Below are 18553 nucleotides of genomic sequence, written 5' to 3'. Positions count from 1 at the left end.
AACCGGAAACTCGGATTTACAGTCCGCAGTGGGAGGAAACATGAAGGCGCGAGTTACGGCGAACGCGGTCTATGTCGTCGCGGATATCGACAAACGCCTCTACGGCTCGTTTCTGGAGCATCTTGGCCGAGCGGTCTACACGGGCATCTACGAGCCCGGACATCCGCAAGCGGACACCGAGGGGATGCGTAAGGACGTGATCGAACTGGTGCGCGCGCTCGACACGCCGATCTGCCGCTATCCAGGCGGCAACTTCGTGTCCGCTTACAACTGGGAAGACGGCATAGGCCCAAAGGAGAGCCGCCCGCGGCGGCTCGATCTTGCCTGGCGCACAACTGAACCGAATTTGGTCGGCATCCACGAATTCGCCGACTGGGCCGAAAAAGCCGGCACCGAGATGATGCTCGCCGTCAATCTTGGTTCCCGCGGCCTCGACGAGGCACGCGCCTTCGTGGAATACGTCAACCACAAGGGCGGTAGCTACTGGTCCGATCTCAGGGCCAGGAACGGTCGCACGGAACCTTGGAATTGCCGCCTTTGGTGTCTCGGCAATGAGATGGACGGCCCCTGGCAGGTCGGCCACAAGTCCGCGGCCGAATACGGCCACCTCGCCAATGAGACCGCAAAGGCCCTGCGCGGGCTCGATCCGACCCTGGAACTCGTCGTTTGCGGATCGTCGCATTCGAATATGCCCAGCTACCCGCAATGGGAGGCCACGGTGCTGGAGGCGGCTTACGACCAGATCGACTACATTTCTTTGCACATGTATTTCGAAAACTACGAGACGAACACAGCCGAGTACCTCGCGCTTCCAATGAAGCTTGACCGCTATATTGGTACCGTGTCTGGCGTCATTGACTATGTGAAGGCGAAGAGCCGCTCCAAGCGTGACGTGAAGATCTCGTTCGACGAATGGAACGTCTGGTACCACGAGCGCAAGCAGGACGCCGAGCGCATGAAGTCGTGGGACTGGCCGGAGGCGCCGAGGCTTCTGGAAGACATCTACAATTTCGAGGACGTACTGCAAGTCGGCTGCATCATCAATACCTTCATCCGGCGCTCGGACGTCGTGCGTATCGCCTGCATCGCGCAGCTGGTCAATGTGATTGCGCCGATCATGACCGAGCCCGGCGGTGCTGCTTGGCGGCAGACGATCTATTGGCCCTTCATGCTGGCCTCCCGGCACGGTCGCGGCACGGCGCTGCGGCTCGCGGTCGAGGTGCCTACCTATGACGCGGCAGCGGCCGACAAGGTGCCCTGGCTGGACATTACGGGCGTACATGATTCGGATGCCGGCACGCTCACCTTCTTTGCCATCAACCGGCATGGCTCCGAGACGATCGAGGCCGATGTCGCGCTCGAGCGTTTCGACGCGAAATCGGTCGAGCACACGATCATCCGCCATGACGATCTGGAGGCCCGCAACACGAAGAACGCGCCGGACAACGTGTCGCCGAGCAAAGGCAACGGGGCCTCGCTCGACGGCAAGGGAATGACGCTTAAGCTGCCGCCGCATTCTTACTCGATGGTGCGCGTGACGCTTTGAATTTTGGTATCCGATCATCCGATATATACCGTAGAATCCGTTGCAAGCGATACGGTTTGGTGTAGCATTAAGGACGTCTAAGGCGGATCTAACCGTCGTACTCGGGAGGAGAGTGAGATGAACTTTCGCAGGATGATGGCTACGGCGCTGGTGGCGGTCGGAAGTTTGTGGGCTGCTGCGGCCCAGGCCGAAGAAACGGTCGTATGGTGGGATTTTCTTAGCGGCGGTGACGGCGTGCGCATGAAGCAGCTGATCACCGACTTTAACGCGGCCCATGCAGGCAAGGTCAAGATCGACGCCACGACGCTGGAATGGGGCACACCCTACTATGCAAAGGTGCAGACCTCGGCCGCCGTCGGCGAGGCGGCAGACGTCATGACCTATCACGCAAGCCGTATTCCACTGGCGGTGAGCCAGGATATTCTAGAAGAGATCACCGCCGACGACATGAGCAAGATGGGGCTGTCGGCTTCCGACTTCGTCCCGGTGACCATGGACGCTGTAACGGTCGACGGCAAGCAATACGCGGTGCCGCTCGATACCCATCCAATCGTGCTTTACTACAACCGCGACCTGCTGAAGAAAGCAGGCGTGCTTGGCGATGACGGTCGTCCCCTAGGCATGGGTGACAAGGAAGAATTCACAGCCGCGCTGCAGAAGTTAAAGGATGCCGGCGTCGAGTTCCCGCTGGGTAGCGTTACCGGGGACGGCAACTTCATGTTCCGCACCATCTATTCGCTGATGTGCCAGCAGGGCGGCGAACTGATGACCGGCGATGAATTCCTGACCGGCGATAACGGCGACAAACTTAAGAACGCCCTCGATCTGCTTCAGGGATGGACTAAGGCCGGGCTACAGTCGACCTATACGGACTATCCAGCAACGGTCGCCCTGTTCACCTCGGGCAAGGCCGCGATGATGATCAACGGCGTCTGGGAAGTTCCCACGATGACCGACCTCTCCAAGCAGGGCAAGTTGTTCGATTGGGGCGCGGTGGAAATCCCGGTGATCTTCGACAACCCGTGCACCTATGCGGACAGTCACTCGTTCGCGATCCCCAAGAACAAGGGCAAGGAGATGAGCCCGGAGAAGCGCGCTGCCGTTCTTGAGGTGATTTCCTGGATGGACAAGAATTCGCTTTTCTGGGCGACCGCCGGCCACATTCCCGCATATAAGCCGGTCACCGAGACGGCAGAATACAAGGCGATGGAGCCCAACGCGACCTACTCTCCTCTGACGGCCAACATGATCTTCGACCCGAAATCGCCCAAGGCTGGTGTCGCGGGGCCGATCTTCGACATCATGTCCAACTACTTCGTGCCGACCCTCAACGGAGAAATGGACCCGGGCGAGGCGGTGGAATCCATCAAGGAAGAGCTGAACAGCATGTAAGCCTCAGCGGCTGGGACCTCTGTCTGGGCGGTCCCCACCGGATTTTGAGGGAAAGCCATGCTTCGCAATTCCCGCACCGAACTTCTTGTCGCGCTAGTTCTGGTCGCCCCCTTCCTGACGATCTACCTTCTGGCGTTCGTCTATCCGACGGTGCAGATGTTCCGCATCTCCTTCACCGACGCACCGCTGATCGGCGAGGGTCAATGGGTCGGTCTGGACAACTACCTGCGGCTTGACAACGACCCGATGTTCCGCCGCGCGTTCTGGAACACCGCCTATTTCGTGCTGATGACAGTCGTCCCCGGCACGATCATCGCCCTTTTGATCGCGCTAGGTGTGTCGCGGCTCAATGGTCGTTTCCAGGCGATGGTGCTGGCGCTCTTTTTCCTTCCTTACATACTGCCGGTGTCTGTCGTGTACCGCATCTGGGACTGGACGTTGAACTTCCAATTCGGGATCGCGATGCATGTGCTCGACTGGCTGGGCATCCAGCGCGTGCCCGTCTTCAAGTCTCGCCTCTGGTTCTTGCCGGCAGTGGCCTGGGTGACGATCTGGTGGACGGCGGGCTTCTCCATTCTCCTTTTCCTCGCCGGGCTACGCGCCATACCGGCGGAAATCTATGAAGCGGCTACGCTCGACAATTCGTCGCGCTGGACCACCTTCAGACGGATCACCTGGCCACTGCTGTGGCCGATTACCTCGCTGGTATTCACCATCCAGCTCATCCTGCAGCTCAAGATCTTCGACCAGGTCTATCTGTTCTCGATAGGCGGCCGGCCGAACGACAACATGGTGCTCGTCTACTACGTCTTCCACCGGGCCTTCCAGCAGGACCACGGCGGCCGCGCGGCCGCGGCCGCGGTCGCGCTTTTCGTGCTGGTGGTCGTCGTCTCGGTGATCCAGTTCCAGCTTCTGCGGTTCGCTGAATGGCGGCGCCGATGAAAGCCGCTGCGGCGCGACGGTGGAACTACTGGGGCGGCCTGATCACGCTGCTGACGCTCGCCGGGGCCGTGATATGGGCGTTCCCGCTCTATTGGGCGGTTATTTCGTCCATCAAGCCCGACGACGAGGTCGTGCGGCCCTACATCGAGCTGTGGCCGGAGACGCCGACGCTGGACAACTACATCCATGTTTTGACGACGACGCAGATCGGCGCCTGGTACGCCAATTCGGTTGTTGTCGCGGTCGGCGTGACGTTAGTCACGATCTTCACCTCGATGCTGTGCGGCTATGCACTCTCCCAGCTTCGCTTTCCCGGGCGAACGGCCCTGTGGTGGCTGATCCTCGCGTCGTTCATGGTGCCGACACAGGCGCTGATCATCAATTACTTCGAACTGGTCGCCGACCTTGGCCTGCTCAACACGTGGGCCGGCATCATGCTGCCGCAACTCATCCATCCGGTCATCATCATCGTCTACAAGCAGTTCTTCGACCAGGTCCCGCGCGATTTCCGCGAGGCCGCGGTGATGGACAACGCGTCCGAATTCGCCATCCTCTTCAAGATCTATCTGCCGATGAACTGGGGCGTGACGACCGCGCTTTCGATCGTCTGCTTCATTTGGACGTGGAACTCCTTCCTATGGCCGTTCCTCTCAGTAACCCGCACCGAGATGATGACCATTACCGTCGGCATCACACAGGTCAACGACGCCTTCGGCGTCTACTACGCAAGCGAACTCGCCGCCGCCGTGCTGGCTGGCTTTCCGGTGGCCTTGGCCTACCTCCTGTTCCAGCGCCGCGTGACCGAGGCGATCACGCTATCAGCCGGGATCAAGGGATAGACTCGCCAGGTGGCAAAATATGCCATCGGCCGCGTTAACCTGAGTGCCAGGTGGCCCCGTCTGCAGCAAACAGATGCAATGCGGCCGTGTCAAACTTCAGCCGAACGGTGCTCCCCGGTTCGACGCTCGAAAGTCCACGATCCTGTGCTGTAACCTGTGTCCCGTCCGCGAGCCGCGCATAAATGAGTGTACGCTCCCCCAGCCGCTCGACAACGGTAGCAGCAGCAGATGCTTCACCGCCTTCCGCGACAACGGTCAGCGATTCCGGACGTACACCGAGTTCGCGCCAATCGATGTCGGCTGGCGCGCTGGGGAGTTCGACGAGCGATCCATCGCTGAGACGTGCATTGAGGCGGTCGCCCGACCCTGAAACCGTGACCTGCAGGATGTTCATCGCCGGCGAACCAACGAAGGTCGCAACAAATCGCGACGCGGGCCGAGCATATACCTCAACGGGGCTTCCCACTTGCTCTATCCGGCAGTCGTTCAGGACAACGATGCGGTCGGCGAGCGTCATCGCTTCCACTTGGTCGTGGGTGACGTAGATCATCGTCGACCTTAAGCGCTGGTGCAACTCGGCAAGCTCCACACGCGTGCGGGCACGAAGCGCCGCATCGAGGTTGGAGAGCGGTTCGTCGAACAGGAACGCCTTCGGTTCCTTGACGATCGCGCGCCCGATGGCCACGCGTTGGCGTTGCCCGCCGGAGAGCTGCGCCGGCCGCCGATCGAGCAGCGTTTGTATCTCCAATATGCGCGCAGCTTCGGCGATCCGTTGCCGTATGATGTCCGGGGGGACCCGAACGTTCCTGAGCCCGAACGCCATGTTCTCGGCGACGGTCATGTGGGGGTAGAGCGCATAGTTCTGGAAGACCATCGCGACCTGGCGCTTGCCCGGTGCGAGGTTTTCGGAGCGCACGCCGCCGATCACAAGGGTTCCGTTGTCGATGCTTTCCAGGCCCGCGATCATCCTGAGCAGCGTCGTCTTGCCAGAACCGGATGGACCGAGAAATACGACGAACTCGCCCGGCTCAATGTCTAGGCTCACGTCGCGAATAACGTCCACCGAGCCGAAGCGCTTCCAGACCCGGGACAATGAAATGCCAGCCATCGCAGGACCTCTTTATTCCATCATTCCGGATAAGTATCCGTTGTCAAGGTTTTCAGAGGCAGGCCGCGATCGCGTCACGCCCCGTCCACTTGCCGGCCGGGTTCATTGCCAAGAAGTTCGCTTCACACCAGATGCCCTAGGAAGCCGACGCGCTCGGCGTTCCACTCGTCGGACGGATCGAAATAGCCAGACCACGGAACCAGGTGCTCGCGGATCACGTCCTCATTCAGGTCAATGCCCAGACCCGGAGCTTCGGGTACGGCGACATAACCGTTAGCCAAGTAGTTGGGCGCGATGCCGGTGACGATATCGGTCCACCACGGCACATCCAACGCGTGATGTTCGACCGCCATAAGGCTTGCGAGTGCCGCTCCGAGGTGGAGATTGGCCATGAACGCTACCGGCGAGCAGCAGGCGTGCAGTGCCGTCGGGATGCCGTGACGCTCCGCATGGTCGGCGATCTTTTTGGTCTCCGTCAGCCCGCCCGAGGAAAGCATGTCGGGATGAATGATGTCGAAAGCGCGAGCCTCGATCGCCTTGCGGAAGCCTTCGAACAAATAGAGGTCCTCGCCTGCCGCGACCGGTGTCAGCAGAGCATCGGCAACCCGCTTGTGGCCGGCTATGTCGTTCCAGGGCAATACGTCCTCGACCCAGGCAAGATTGAACGGCTCGACGGCATGGCCAATCCGGATCGCCTCGTCCACCGTAACGAACCCCTCGCCGAAATGATCGGTGCAGAGAGAGACTTCGGGACCAACCTCTTCACGCACCGCCCGGCAGAGGTCGCGGACCAGATCCAGCCCTTGCTCGCTGATCCGAGCTCCGGCACCGCGGCCTGGCGTATGGAATTGGCGGTATTGCGGGTACTCATGCTGGGTATCCGAGCCGACCATTGCGCCCGGAACCGCCTCGAACATCCGCGCCGACAAGTCGAACTTGATGAAGTCCAGGCCCAGTTCGCGCCGTGAACGGACCACCTCGGCGAATGCCTCGGGGGATGGATCGTCCGGCGACGGCGTATCGCCGTAGATCCGCACCTTGTCGCGGAATTTCCCGCCGAGCAACTGGTAGCACGGCACTCGGTATACTTTGCCGACGAGGTCCATGAGGGCGATCTCGACGGCGCAAACCCCGCCGGCTTCCCGGCTCTCGCCGCCATAGCGCTTGATCCGGCGGAACAGGTACTCGACGTTGCAGGGGTTCTGTCCGATCAGCAGCGGCTTGAGCCGCATGGCGGTATCGGGATGAGCACCGTCGCGCACCTCGCCAAGGCCATGGACGCCCTGGTTGGTGTCGATCCTCAGGATGGGATGGATGCCTTGCGCCTGGATCGTGGCGACGCGGATGTCGGTGATCCTCAGCTGCGACGGCTCGGACGCGCGGCGCACTGCGTTTTCAATTGTGCCGATGATAGACATTTCTATCCTCAAATCTTCTGGTGCGGGTGAAGGCGCTCCTGGCGCATCGGTAGTGGTCGGAGCGGCTTGCCATTGTGCGGCAAAGGTGGTCACGTCGGCGTGCGACGGAAGCCACTTCGCATTACTCCTTCGACCCGCGCTCGGCGAGCCACTCCTCGTATTCTGGCCAGGCATCCTTGTGCAATGGGTAGTAACGCTTGAGCGATTCACCGGCGAGGAGCTTCCCGCGCGAAAATTCCTCCCAGCCGTGATCCTTGTGGGCCTTCGCGATCATCGCTTCGGCCAGGGCGACGGGAACGCAGACTGCGCCGTCGTCGTCGGCGACAATGATGTCGCCGGGAATCACCGTCACGCCGCCGCATGCCACCGGCACGTTGACTGCCAGCGGCATAAGGCTCGTCTGCGCATGGTAGTTCGGCGTGACACCCTTCAGCCACATCGGGATGCCCAGCTTTTGCACCTTGGCCCAGTCGCGCACGCAGCCGTCGATGACCACTCCAGCACCTTTCAGCCCCTTGAAATAGGTCATCATCATGTCTCCGAAGATGCCGGAGGTCATGTCGCCGCGGGCGTCGACGACGACGATGTCGCCTTCTTCGACCTGGTAGAGCACATGCCGGTGCAGTTGCTTTTCAACGTCGGCGTATTCGCCTTCATCGAACAGGTCCTCGCGCTTCGGCATCATCTGCAACGTCACGCAAGGACCGGCGATCACCTGGCCGGGCGAGCGCGCGACCGGGCCTTCCATGAAGCAATTGCGGATGCCCATATGCGCCAGCGTCGCGCTTGCGGTCGCGGCGCCGACCTCGCGAGCCCTCTCGACCAAGTCCCGGGAGGGGCGGTTGATCTTGGCTATGTCCATGACAGACTCCCTACCAGTTCGTGACCGACCCGTCCTTGCGGACGAGATGCGGCGCTTCCCACTGCCTGTAGCTCTGTTTGGCAACCAGTGCCTCGTTGACATCGACCCCGAGCCCCGGCCTGTCGCTGACGCGATAGCAGGCCCCTTCGAGCGTGAGCAGTCCGGGAAAGAGTTCAGGGTCGTCGAAGCCGTGATAGAGCTCTCCCGGCGAAGCCCGTGTCTCGAGCCAAGCGAAGTTTGGAACGGCCGCCGCGAAATGGACCGTGGCAGCGGTGCAGATGGGGCCTAGGGGGTTATGTGGCATCATGTCCACGTAGTGGGCCTCGGTCCAGCCGGCGACCTTCATCGCCTCTGTCAGGCCGCCGACATTGCAGATGTCGATGCGGTTGAACTGTGCGATATCCCTCTCGATAAACGGCAGGAATTGCCATTTCGAAGAGAACTCCTCGCCGATCGCGAAAGGAACATCGGTCAACTTCCGCAATGCTTCGTACGCGCCTGGCGTCTCGTCGCGAATAGGCTCCTCCAGAAAGTCCAGTGTCCCGCGAGGCATCTTCTGGCAATAGCTGGCGGCCTCAGTCACGCTCAGCCGATGATGAAAGTCGATACCGAGGACCACATCGTCCGCCAGCGCCTCCCGGCACTTCATCGTCCATTTCACAGTCTCGGCGATGCTTTCGCGCGGCTCAAAGACCTTTTCCGACCTCTGGCCCGCCGGGATGAGGCGGATCGCCTGCCATCCTAGAGCCTGGAGCTCAAGCACCTGCTCGACCACGTCCGTGCTCGAGGCTTCCGAACGCGTAGTCGCGAAGGTCGGAACGAGGTCGCGTTGCTTGCCGCCGAGCAACTCGTAGATCGGGACTCCAAGCGCCTTGCCCTTTATGTCGTGCAGGCCGATGTCGATTGCCGAGATGGCTGCCTGGAGGACGCGGCCGCCCTCGAAATACTGGCTGCGGTACATTTCCTGCCAGATGCGGCCGATCTGCATCGCGTCCTGGCCGATAAGGAACTCGCGATAGTGCTCGATGGCGCCAACCACCGCCTTCTCGCGCGAAGACAAACCGCTCTCGCCCCAGCCATATACCCCCTGGTCGGTTTCGACCTTGACGATCAATTGGTTGCGGGTCCCCACCCAGACCGGATAGGGCTTTATGGCGGTGATCTTGAATTTCGGCAGCATGATCAGCCGTGCAGCGCCAGTTCGGTCTCGCCGTCGAAAAGATGCATGCGATTCTGATCGAATTCGAGCCAGACCTGCTCGTCCGGCTCGACATCGAACGTCGGCGGCAGGCTGATGTTCACGACCGCTCCCGACAGGAACACCTGTACGAAGGTCACGTCGCCGGTCGGTTCCACCGTGTAGACTTTCGCCGGCACGCCAGTCTCGATCTGCGACTTGTGCAGACGTATCGCCGAGTGGCGTGCGCCCAGCACGACTTTCCTGGTGGTCGCCTTCCCGACCTTTCGCGCATTCTGGTCCGAAAGTGTCAGGGTCCATCCCTCGGCACCTGTGAGGATGGTTAGGCCGTCGTCCGTAGTCGCTTCAAGGGGGATCAGGCTCATCGCAGGGCTGCCGATGAAGCTGGCCACGAACAGGTTCACCGGATTGGCGAAAACCTGCGCCGGTGTGTCGTACTGTTGCAAGTAGCCGCCGTTCATGACGGCCATCTTGTCGGCCATCGTGACAGCCTCGAGCTGATCGTGAGTCACGTAGATGATCGTCGCGTCGAAATCTTGGTGGAACCGCTTGATCTCGGATCGCATCTGCACGCGCAGCTTGGCATCGAGGTTGGACAGGGGCTCGTCCATGAGGAAGACGGCGGGATCGCGGACCAGTGCGCGGCCCAGCGCGACGCGCTGCTGCTGGCCTCCCGACAGCTCCCGAGGCCGGCGCTCGAGAAGATGGGAGATGTCCAGCATGCGCGCCGCGTCGCGCACCTTCTGATCGATCGCGGACGACGGCATCCGGCGCATCTGCAAAGGAAAGGCGAGATTCTTGTAGACGGTCTTGTTCGGATAGAGCGCGTAGTTCTGGAACACCATTGCGATGTCCCGATCCTTGGGATCGAGATCGTTGACCACGCGGTCGCCGATCGTGATGTCTCCGCCAGTGATCGGAATGAGGCCGGCGACAAGGTTGAGGGTCGTCGTCTTGCCGCATCCCGACGGTCCGACTAGCGCGACGAACTCTCCGTCATTCACGGTCAGTGATACGTCTCGTACCGCATAGATTGCGCCATAGGTCTTGACGAGATCTTTGAGGATCACGTGGGCCATGAGCTCTGCTTCCTAGTGTTTGACCGCGCCTTCGGTGAGCGCGCGCACGAAGTATTTTTGCAGAAGGAGGAACAGAACCACGACCGGCACGCTCATCATGAAGCTGGCAGCCATCAATCCCGGGAAATCCGTTGTGTTTTCGGAGAAGAACCGCTGGACGCCGACGGGCAAGGTCAGCTGTTCGTTCCTTGAGATAAACGTGTAGGCGTAGATGTACTCGTTCCACGCGCCGATGAACGAATAGATCGCTGTCGCGATGATCCCCGGTACTGAAAGTGGCATCACGATTAGGATGAATGCCTGAAACCGCGTCGCGCCGTCGATGCGCGCGGCCTGCTCGAGCTGGACCGGGATGTTGTCGTAAAATCCCTTGAGCAGCCAGATGGCAAGCGGCAGGCCGAAGGTCAGGTAGGTGAGGACCAGCGACCCATGGGTATTCACGAGGCCCAGAAAGCGCATCAGGATGAAGAGCGGGACAAGGAAGATCACCGCCGGGAACATGTTGCGCAGCAGCACCGAGAAGAACAGGAAGCGCCGCCCCGGAAATCTGAAGCGCGAGAAGGCGTAGGCAGCCGGCACCGCAACCAGTACCGCGAGGATCGTGGTCAGGGTCGAAACAATCAGGCTGTTCCAAAAAAAGCGCAGGAAGTCTCGGCCGACGCTGTTCTGGGGATCGAGCAGGTTCCGATAGCTTGCCAACGTTGGCTCGCTCGGCCACCACTCAGGCGGAAACGCCATCGCCGCGAAGCCCGACTTGATCGAAGTCAGCAGCATCCAGGCCATCGGGGCCGCCGTATAGATCAGCATGAACAGCAAAAAGGAGCGACCAGCCCAGCGCCAGCCATCCACGCGCCTACGGCGACTGCTCGAGATTCCAGCCTGCGCGTTCATGCCCCGGGTTCCCTCTGATCGCCATGACTGAGCGCGCGCACGTAGAAATAGCCGAACGTCATCAGGATGATGAACAGGAGTACGGAGTAGGCGGACGCCACTCCCCAGCGCTGACGCCCGAAGGCAAGCTCATAGATATGCGTGATCCAGATGTGAGAGGCGTTCGATGGACCGCCGCCCGTCATGATCCACGGAATGATGAAGGAGTTGAAGTTCGCCACCGCGAGCAGAAGAACCGTGACCGCGGAAACTCCGCGCAGATGGGGAAAAGTGACGTGCCAGAAGCGCTGCCATGCCGACGCGCCATCGACCTGCGCGGCGCGCAGGAGTTGCTCGGGGACGGTCTGCAGTCCCGCCATCATCATGATCATGGCGAATGGAAACTCACGCCAGATGTTGACGACGATCAGCGAGGCCAGGACCGTACTGACGCTGTCGATGAAGTTCGGTGGCCTGTCAACGAGCCCCAGTTGTAGGAGGACCACGCCGATGATGCCGAAGTCCGAGTGGTATATCCATTTCCAGATATAGGAGGCGGCGACTGCGCTGATCACCCACGGGATGATGAAGATGGCGCGCAGCATTCCGCGCCCGAAGAACTCACGATGCAGCGCCAGTGCCAAGGCAAAGCCCAGCGCAAATGCGATCATGGTCGAGGCCAGCGTCCAGATCACCGTATTGAGCGTGACGCGCCAGAACACACTGCTCGTGAGGATGGTCGTGTAGTTGTCGAGCCCGACGAAGCTCTTGTCCTTCAGTTGAAGCCCGGGCGGCGTTTTGAAGAAGGACAGTTCGATTGTGTAGTAGATCGGGTAGGCGATGACGACGAGCATCACCACGATGGCGGGCAGCACGTAGAGATAGTCAGCCCAACTGATCCATATCCGCCGGAGCAGGTCCGAACGTGTCGTGCGCTGCCGGCGGACCTGTTTGGCCTCGCCCGTCACTATGGTCATCGTGGGCAACCTTTGTCTTGGTGCGAAGTGATGGCCGACAGCGCGGGAGCTGTCGGCCCGATTCGCGACAGACCAGGCCTTAGAGCCCGCCCATCAGTTCCTTGACCTTTGCAGCCGCGTCGTCTGCCGCCTCATCAACGGTCATGGCTCCGGTCAATGCGTTCTGCAGCATGTCCGGGACGATGATGTTCATGATCTCGGGCGCTTGCGGCAGGGCTGGGAACGGGATGCCATACGGTAGCATCGAGGTCGTAACGTCGAGGAACTTGATGCTGTCCAGACGTTCTTTCATCCATTTGGTCTTGAAGCCGTTTAGGTTGCCGGGGTTGGAGCCCGCATAGGCCATCTTGAGCGACCATTCCGGGCTCGTCCAGAAGCAGATGATGGCCTTCGCCGCCGGCTCGTCAACCTTGCCGCCATCGACATATTCAGGCTTGAGAATATGGATGTTGGAGCCGCCGAAGACGACCGCGCGCTTGCCGTCCGGACCGGTCGGAATCAGGCCATACCGCATGTTGTCTATGACGGTCTGTGCCTTCTCCTTATCGGCGCCTGTCGCCTTTTTCTGAAGGTCGAGCATGACATTGTAGTCGGACGGGTGAGAGATCATCATGGCGAGTTGACCGGCGAGGAACAACGGCTGGTTGTCAGCCTGCTGGTTTGTGAGCGCGGACACGGGGACCGACTTGTCACGCACATACATGTCGTACGAAGCCTGCAGCGCACGCTTGCTTGCATCGCTGTTTAGCCGGATCTCCTCATAATTCGGGTTCGGATCGGCTTCATCAAATACGCCGCCGCCGTAACCCCAGAGCTGAGGCATGAAGCGGTAGGGAGTGTTGCCGGCGTTTTTGCGGGCAACAAGGCCGTAGCCTGCGACACCGAGCTTGTCGTGGATCTGCTTTGAGTACGTGACCACATCGTCCCAGGTTGCAGGCGGCTTCTCCGGATCCAGACCCGCACGCTTGAACATATCGGCGTTCCAGATGAGCGCCATCGTCTCGTTGTTGGTCGGAATGCCGTAAGTTACGCCATCCCAGGTCACGGCCTTCATGGCGCCAGGCCAGAAATCTTCGGTCGACCAGCCGACGTCCTCGGGCTTGAGCGGTTCGAGATAGCCTTTCGAGGCAAACTCGGTCCCGCCCAGGATTTGCAGGCGGACCGCCATCGGCGCGGCATTGCCGAGGAGCGCAGTGCGGAACTTGTCGAGCAGGTCGTTGTAGGTGAGAGCCTGTTCTTCGAGCTGGATGTTTGGATAGGTCTTGCGGAACGACTCGAAGAAATCCTTGTAGTACTGGCGCAGCAGGTCAGGGTCGCCTTCGAACACCCCCTGATACCAAAACGTCAGACGCCCCTTGTGGTCGAGCGGAGTGACCTTTCCGCAAGCCTCCGCGGTGTCGAATTCCTCTGTGCCCGCAATAGAGCGAACATATTCCGGCGACCATTTGCTCAGATCGACGGGGGCGCCGGCAGCCGAAGTCGACAGCAGCGACGCGATCAGGACGGGGGCAACAGCGCCGCGCAGGACGGCATCGCCAAATTGCAAGCGTGTCATAGAATCCTCCACATTTTTCCCAATCGCCACCCTGACGACAGGCGGCGTTCTTGGTTTGACCGTGGGGTGGCTGCTTGTTTTGTGTATCCCTCGGCTAGCCAGGTACCGTCCCAGAACTAAGATTGCGTGTCAACCCAATCAGATCATACATTATTTGACGCAAATCGTGGATAATGTAAGAAGGTACGAAGGGCTACTAAGGGCAGCGGACGATGACGGATTTTAAGGCCAAGCCGCCGACGGGAATCGACCCGATCAGCGCCTCGAAGGAAGGGGCATCCATCTATGAGCTGATCCGCGACGACATCATCGAAGGCCGCATGAAGGCGAACGAACGTTTGGTCGTCGCTGACCTAGCCAAGCGTCATGGCACATCCACCAACCCGGTCCGCGAGGCGCTGCAGCTGCTTAGGGGCGAGGGCTTCGTCATCTTCGCCCCCAACCGCGGTGCGCGTGTCCGGCCGATCGATCAGGATTTCGTTCGGGACATCTACGAAATCGGCGTTTTGATCGAGCCCGCCCTTACCCGATGGTTCGTCGGCATGGCGACGCAGGAGGACATCGTCGAACTCGAGCGTATTCAACGCCTCATCGAGGAAAACAACTTCGCCGATCAGCTCAGGCATAGTGAGCTCGACACGGCGTTCCACACCGTAATGTACGAGCGCCACTACAACCGTCACGCGGCCGAACTCTGGTGGAAGCATCGCGAGGTACTGCGCGCCGTGAGCCGCCGATACAATTTCACGTTGGCGCGGCGTGCGCAGGTGCTGCGCGATCATCGCGAACTGATCGGGCTCATCAAGGCCGGTGAGGCGGAAAAGGCCGCCGAGCTGGTCGCCCGCCATGTTGAAGGTTCTGGCCGGCACATCCTTGAGCAGATGCGCGCAGCAAGCGCGGCCCGGGCCGGATAGGTCCTGGCCGGTTCGGCTCGTGCAAGCCCCATTCATAACCAGAGAAAGCAGAGGCGAATGAAGATTACGAGCGTCCGGCCATGGCTGATACAGTCGAGCGCCTCGTACTGGGGTGAATTCCTGTTCGTGGAAGTGAACACCGACGAGGGGATCACCGGTTGGGGCGAGATTACAACCACAACAAAATTGGCAAATCGCGCTCTGACCGCCATGCTGCGGCAGGTCGGCTCCATGCTGGTCGGCGAAGATCCGGCGCGCATAGAGCAGCTTTGGCACAAGCTTTTTCGCAGCTTCACCTACATGGGCAGCCGGGGGGCCGCTGTAGAATGCGTGAGCGCGATCGACATCGCCTTGTGGGACATCCGGGGCAAGGCCCTCGGCAAGCCCGTCTATGAGCTGCTGGGTGGACCAGTGCGGGAAGAAGTCGCGCTCTACACGCATCCCGACCAGCGCAAGTTTACCAGCAAGGAGGCCGTGGTCGCGGAAATCCAGGACATCGTGAAGTCCGGGCACACTGCCCTTAAATTCGACCCCTTCCCGCAACAGGGCGCCTACGTGGATGGCCTGGCCCGAGAGCAGCGCGACGGTTATCTCGATGGATTGATGACGCGTAAGGACGAGCGGGAGGCCGCCGAACTCGCCGCGCTGATCCGCGAGACAGCCGGCCCGGAAATCGAAATCCTCATTGATGCGCATGGCCGCTTCGACGTGCCGACCGCTATTCGGCTCTGCCATACGCTGGAGGACGCAGCTCAGATCGACTGGTTCGAGGAGCCTGTTCCACCCGAGAGCTTCAACGCGCTCAAGCAAGTGCGCGACAAGGTGAATGCGCCAATCTCTTGGGGTGAGCGCGGTCACACGAAATGGGATTTCGTGCCAATTCTCGAGAACAAGCTGGCCGACTACATAATGCCCGACGTAACGTGGACCGGCGGTATCACCGAGCTCAAGAAAATCTCGGCCCTCTGTGAGGCGTATTATATTCCCGTGTCTCCGCACGACGCTGCCGGTCCGATCAACGTGATCGCCGGCGCGCAGGTAATGATGACTGTGCCGAACTTCTACAAGCTAGAGACGTCGGAATGGAACCTGCACAAATATGACGTGCTCATCGACGAGCCTCTCGACAATTCGAATGGCAGCCTGAAGCTGACGAAGCGTCCGGGCCTCGGCGTCGAGATGAATCGCGACTACCTCGAGGCAAATCAGATCGAGTGATTCAGCCAGTTCCGCGACGCACTACCATGCCGTGAGCGTTTCGCCCGGTACTGTTCCCTCAACGGCCGAAAGTCGAGAACATGAAGATCGTCGACCTCCGCTGCGCTATCATCGGTCGCCATCCCATCGTCCGCATCGTGACCGACGAGAACATCCATGGCCTGGGCGAGGTGGAGTTCACCAAGCCCTACCTGAAGCCCTTTGTGCTCCACTTCCGCGATGCACTCATCGGCGAGGATCCCACCGACGTCGAGCGCTGCATGCTCAAGATACGCCAGCGTGGCGGATTCAAGCCGTACGGCGCCGCGGTCAGCGCGATCGAGCATGCACTGTGGGACATCGCCGGCAAGGCCGCGAATGTCCCCGTCTACAAGTTGCTCGGCGGCAAGGTGCGCGATCAGGTCCGCTGCTACAACGGCAACAGGCGCCGCAAGCGTTCGGGGGATAGGCCCGAGGACTACGCGGATGACGTCAGATGGATGATGGAGCAGCCCGAGGGCTTCTTCATGGTGAAGCAGGGGATCACGTTCCACTCGAATATGAAGGATACAGTCCCTGGCTTCCACTACGGCATCGCGCAGAAGAAGGCCGGTTATCACGGGGCCATGGATCAGGGTCAGATCAGCGAACGCGGCATGGCGCATGCGATAGACTGCGTCGCGGCGATGAAGGAAGTGCTAGGGGACAAGGTCAGCCTTGCGCTCGATTGCGGGCCTGGCTGGTTCCTGCCCGATGCCATCCGCTTCGCCAATGCGGTCGAGAAGTACAATCTCATGTGGCTGGAGGACATGCTGACCGGCGACTATGTGCCGTGGGTCAATCCGCAAGCGTATCGCGAATTGACGCAGTCGACGACGGTGCCGATCCACACTGGTGAGCAGATTTACCTGCGCCACAACTTCAAGGAATTAATCGAGACGCAGGCCGTACGGATCGTAGGGCCTGATCCGGCCGACATCGGTGGCATTGCCGAGCTCAAATGGGTCGCGGAGCACGCCTACATGCACTCGATTATGATGGCCCCGCACGGCACCGCCAACGGACTCCTGGGCCTCGGGGCGTTGATCAACGTGTGCGCCACCCTGCCGGCCAACTTCATCGCCTTCGAATACCCCACGGCGTCCGATCCGTGCTGGGAAGATATCGTCGTCGGACTGCCGAAGCACATTGTACGGAACTCGATGATCGAACTGCTGCCCGGCCCAGGGCTTGGCCTCGACATCGATCCTGAAGGCGCGCGGAGGCATCTTGCGGAAGAAGACGAGGGATTTTTTGATCGCGTCTAGGGTTTTTCCTGTAATCGATCTCGGTCGCGGAACGGAACCGACAAAAATATGTCCGGGATTCATATGCTGTCGCCGCGCGGCTCGACTCTAACCTCGATAGATCCGAATGTGTCGAACGCAATAGCGCGGAAGCGGTGAGATCACGCATCGGCAGCCGGTACAGTATGGCGTTCGGCGGTACTGCAATGCTGTACCGGAGTGCCGGTTTCGAGGAGCAAAATACGACAAAATGAGACGACCGATCCCCCAAGTCATTGAAAACAAACAAGATGGATTCTAGTTGTTTGTGTCAAATTCGCGGTCGGCCAATTTTCAGGTAAGACGGTTCGGAAAAAGGGCTGGCAAATCAATATGGTATGGAACAGTTTCGCCGTGGCACCCATGATGGACTGGACGGACCGGCATTGCCGGTTCTTCCATCGCCAGCTCACGCGACGGGCGCTGCTCTATACCGAGATGATCGTCGCCGATGCGGCGATCCATGGCGAGCGCCAGCGGCTGCTCGGCTTCCATACGGCCGAGCATCCGGCGGCGCTGCAGCTCGGCGGCTCCGATCCGCACAAGCTGGCGGAAGCCGCGCGGATCGGCGAGGCATTCGGCTATGACGAGATCAACCTCAATTGCGGCTGCCCCTCCGATCGCGTGCAGTCGGGCACGTTCGGCGCCTGCCTGATGAAGACGCCGGCGCTGGTGGCGGCGTGCGTCGCGGCGATGAAGCGCGCCGTCAACGTGCCGGTCACGGTCAAGTGCCGCATCGGCGTCGACGAGCAGGATCCGGATCCGGCGCTCGATACGCTGGCCGACGCCGTTTTCGCCGCGGGTGCGGACGCGCTGTGGGTGCATGCGCGAAAAGCCTGGCTGCAGGGGCTGAGCCCGAAGGAGAACCGCGACATCCCGCCGCTCGACTACGACCGCGTCTACCGGCTGAAGCGGCGCCTGCCGCAAAAGTTCATAGGCATCAATGGCGGCATCCAGACGGTCGCCGAGGCGAAGGCGCATCTCGGCCATGTCGATGGGGTGATGCTCGGCCGCGCTGCCTATCATACGCCGGCGATTCTTGCCGGCGTCGACGGCCTGATCGATCTCGATCCCGCGCCGGTCGATTTCGCCGCACTGCTGGAGACGATGGCCGCCTATGCCGACGCCCATATCGCCGCGGGCGGGCGGCTGGCGCATGTCACGCGCCATATGGTCGGGCTCTTCCACGGCCGACCGGGCGCCCGCCGCTTCCGCCAGATACTGTCGACCGAGGCGACGCGCCCGGGTGCCGATTCGGCGGTGCTGCGTCGCGCCTTCGCGGCGGTGGAGGACGAGCGGGCGGCCGAAGCGGCGTGACCGGAAATCCGCCT

16 protein-coding genes are annotated in these 18553 nt (G+C 60.8%); 8 read left to right on the top strand and 8 right to left on the bottom strand.

All coding sequences use genetic code 11. The features are described from left to right. The first annotated feature begins 40 nt into the window (after positions 1-40). The 4 genes from arfA to AC5JDC_RS25195 all read left to right on the top strand — a co-directional run bounded on the left by arfA (position 41) and on the right by AC5JDC_RS25195 (position 4719). Entirely contained in the window at positions 41-1546 is a 1506-nt protein-coding gene (arfA, locus tag AC5JDC_RS25210; RefSeq protein ID WP_495845655.1) for an arabinosylfuranosidase ArfA, read from the top strand. A 117-nt stretch (positions 1547-1663) separates the two neighbouring features. Next, on the top strand, positions 1664-2938 hold the full coding sequence (locus AC5JDC_RS25205; RefSeq protein ID WP_495845653.1) for an extracellular solute-binding protein: 1275 nt from the start codon (positions 1664-1666) through the stop codon (positions 2936-2938). 57 nt (positions 2939-2995) lie between these two features. Continuing rightward, positions 2996-3880: a carbohydrate ABC transporter permease gene (locus tag AC5JDC_RS25200; protein WP_495845651.1), complete on the top strand. Its 885-nt coding sequence runs from the start codon at positions 2996-2998 to the stop codon at positions 3878-3880. Next, entirely contained in the window at positions 3877-4719 is an 843-nt protein-coding gene (locus AC5JDC_RS25195) for a carbohydrate ABC transporter permease (RefSeq protein ID WP_495845806.1), read from the top strand. The genes AC5JDC_RS25200 and AC5JDC_RS25195 overlap by 4 nt, the downstream gene beginning before the upstream one ends. Positions 4720-4753: 34 nt before the next feature. Here the strand turns inward: AC5JDC_RS25195 and AC5JDC_RS25190 are convergent, their stop codons facing one another. The 8 genes from AC5JDC_RS25190 to AC5JDC_RS25155 all read right to left on the bottom strand — a co-directional run bounded on the left by AC5JDC_RS25190 (position 4754) and on the right by AC5JDC_RS25155 (position 13786). Continuing rightward, complete coding sequence (locus tag AC5JDC_RS25190; RefSeq protein WP_495845649.1) at positions 4754-5827, bottom strand: ABC transporter ATP-binding protein; 1074 nt, start codon at positions 5825-5827, stop codon at positions 4754-4756. Between the two features lie 122 nt (positions 5828-5949). Next, the gene (locus tag AC5JDC_RS25185) at positions 5950-7245 is read right to left on the bottom strand and encodes a mandelate racemase/muconate lactonizing enzyme family protein (RefSeq protein WP_495845647.1); all 1296 of its coding nucleotides are present in this window, start codon (positions 7243-7245) and stop codon (positions 5950-5952) included. 121 nt (positions 7246-7366) lie between these two features. After that, positions 7367-8107 (bottom strand): ribonuclease activity regulator RraA, encoded by a 741-nt coding sequence (locus AC5JDC_RS25180; protein WP_495845646.1) that lies wholly within the window; start codon positions 8105-8107, stop codon positions 7367-7369. A gap of 10 nt (positions 8108-8117) precedes the next feature. Further along, a complete protein-coding gene (locus AC5JDC_RS25175; protein ID WP_495845644.1) occupies positions 8118-9287 on the bottom strand; it encodes a mandelate racemase/muconate lactonizing enzyme family protein in 1170 nt (389 codons plus the stop codon). A 2-nt stretch (positions 9288-9289) separates the two neighbouring features. Continuing rightward, positions 9290-10384: an ABC transporter ATP-binding protein gene (locus AC5JDC_RS25170; RefSeq protein WP_495845642.1), complete on the bottom strand. Its 1095-nt coding sequence runs from the start codon at positions 10382-10384 to the stop codon at positions 9290-9292. Between the two features lie 12 nt (positions 10385-10396). Continuing rightward, on the bottom strand, positions 10397-11275 hold the full coding sequence (locus AC5JDC_RS25165) for a carbohydrate ABC transporter permease (protein WP_495845640.1): 879 nt from the start codon (positions 11273-11275) through the stop codon (positions 10397-10399). Next, entirely contained in the window at positions 11272-12231 is a 960-nt protein-coding gene (locus tag AC5JDC_RS25160) for a carbohydrate ABC transporter permease (RefSeq protein WP_495845638.1), read from the bottom strand. The genes AC5JDC_RS25165 and AC5JDC_RS25160 overlap by 4 nt, the downstream gene beginning before the upstream one ends. 79 nt (positions 12232-12310) lie before the next feature. Continuing rightward, positions 12311-13786, bottom strand: a complete 1476-nt coding sequence (locus AC5JDC_RS25155) for an ABC transporter substrate-binding protein (protein WP_495845636.1) — start codon at positions 13784-13786, stop codon at positions 12311-12313. Positions 13787-13998: 212 nt separating this feature from the next. Here AC5JDC_RS25155 and AC5JDC_RS25150 point away from each other — a divergent pair, with 212 nt between their 5' ends. From AC5JDC_RS25150 to dusA, 4 genes are all read left to right on the top strand, one after another. Then, the gene (locus AC5JDC_RS25150) at positions 13999-14700 is read left to right on the top strand and encodes a GntR family transcriptional regulator (protein ID WP_495845634.1); all 702 of its coding nucleotides are present in this window, start codon (positions 13999-14001) and stop codon (positions 14698-14700) included. 57 nt (positions 14701-14757) lie between these two features. After that, positions 14758-15918, top strand: a complete 1161-nt coding sequence (locus tag AC5JDC_RS25145; RefSeq protein ID WP_495845632.1) for a mandelate racemase/muconate lactonizing enzyme family protein — start codon at positions 14758-14760, stop codon at positions 15916-15918. Positions 15919-15998: 80 nt separating this feature from the next. Further along, positions 15999-17204 (top strand): mandelate racemase/muconate lactonizing enzyme family protein, encoded by a 1206-nt coding sequence (locus tag AC5JDC_RS25140; protein WP_495845630.1) that lies wholly within the window; start codon positions 15999-16001, stop codon positions 17202-17204. Between the two features lie 351 nt (positions 17205-17555). Continuing rightward, positions 17556-18539 (top strand): tRNA dihydrouridine(20/20a) synthase DusA, encoded by a 984-nt coding sequence (gene dusA, locus AC5JDC_RS25135; protein WP_495845628.1) that lies wholly within the window; start codon positions 17556-17558, stop codon positions 18537-18539. Positions 18540-18553: the final 14 nt, after the last annotated feature.

It is taken from the genome of Kumtagia sp., from assembly GCF_059502445.1.
This window is presented reverse-complemented; position numbering and strand designations above follow the sequence as displayed.

Bases quoted from the DNA above. Each gene is read 5' to 3' on its own strand.
- AC5JDC_RS25195 (WP_495845806.1), top strand. From the start codon at position 3,877: ATGAAAGCCGCTGCGGCGCGACGGTGGAACTACTGGGGCGGCCTGATC.
- AC5JDC_RS25180 (WP_495845646.1), bottom strand. From the start codon at position 8,107: ATGGACATAGCCAAGATCAACCGCCCCTCCCGGGACTTGGTCGAGAGG.
- AC5JDC_RS25175 (WP_495845644.1), bottom strand. From the start codon at position 9,287: ATGCTGCCGAAATTCAAGATCACCGCCATAAAGCCCTATCCGGTCTGG.
- AC5JDC_RS25160 (WP_495845638.1), bottom strand. From the start codon at position 12,231: ATGACCATAGTGACGGGCGAGGCCAAACAGGTCCGCCGGCAGCGCACG.
- AC5JDC_RS25170 (WP_495845642.1), bottom strand. From the start codon at position 10,384: ATGGCCCACGTGATCCTCAAAGATCTCGTCAAGACCTATGGCGCAATC.
- arfA (WP_495845655.1), top strand. From the start codon at position 41: ATGAAGGCGCGAGTTACGGCGAACGCGGTCTATGTCGTCGCGGATATC.
- AC5JDC_RS25190 (WP_495845649.1), bottom strand. From the start codon at position 5,827: ATGGCTGGCATTTCATTGTCCCGGGTCTGGAAGCGCTTCGGCTCGGTG.
- AC5JDC_RS25155 (WP_495845636.1), bottom strand. From the start codon at position 13,786: ATGACACGCTTGCAATTTGGCGATGCCGTCCTGCGCGGCGCTGTTGCC.
- AC5JDC_RS25150 (WP_495845634.1), top strand. From the start codon at position 13,999: ATGACGGATTTTAAGGCCAAGCCGCCGACGGGAATCGACCCGATCAGC.
- AC5JDC_RS25140 (WP_495845630.1), top strand. From the start codon at position 15,999: ATGAAGATCGTCGACCTCCGCTGCGCTATCATCGGTCGCCATCCCATC.
- AC5JDC_RS25205 (WP_495845653.1), top strand. From the start codon at position 1,664: ATGAACTTTCGCAGGATGATGGCTACGGCGCTGGTGGCGGTCGGAAGT.
- dusA (WP_495845628.1), top strand. From the start codon at position 17,556: ATGGTATGGAACAGTTTCGCCGTGGCACCCATGATGGACTGGACGGAC.
- AC5JDC_RS25165 (WP_495845640.1), bottom strand. From the start codon at position 11,275: ATGAACGCGCAGGCTGGAATCTCGAGCAGTCGCCGTAGGCGCGTGGAT.
- AC5JDC_RS25145 (WP_495845632.1), top strand. From the start codon at position 14,758: ATGAAGATTACGAGCGTCCGGCCATGGCTGATACAGTCGAGCGCCTCG.
- AC5JDC_RS25200 (WP_495845651.1), top strand. From the start codon at position 2,996: ATGCTTCGCAATTCCCGCACCGAACTTCTTGTCGCGCTAGTTCTGGTC.
- AC5JDC_RS25185 (WP_495845647.1), bottom strand. From the start codon at position 7,245: ATGTCTATCATCGGCACAATTGAAAACGCAGTGCGCCGCGCGTCCGAG.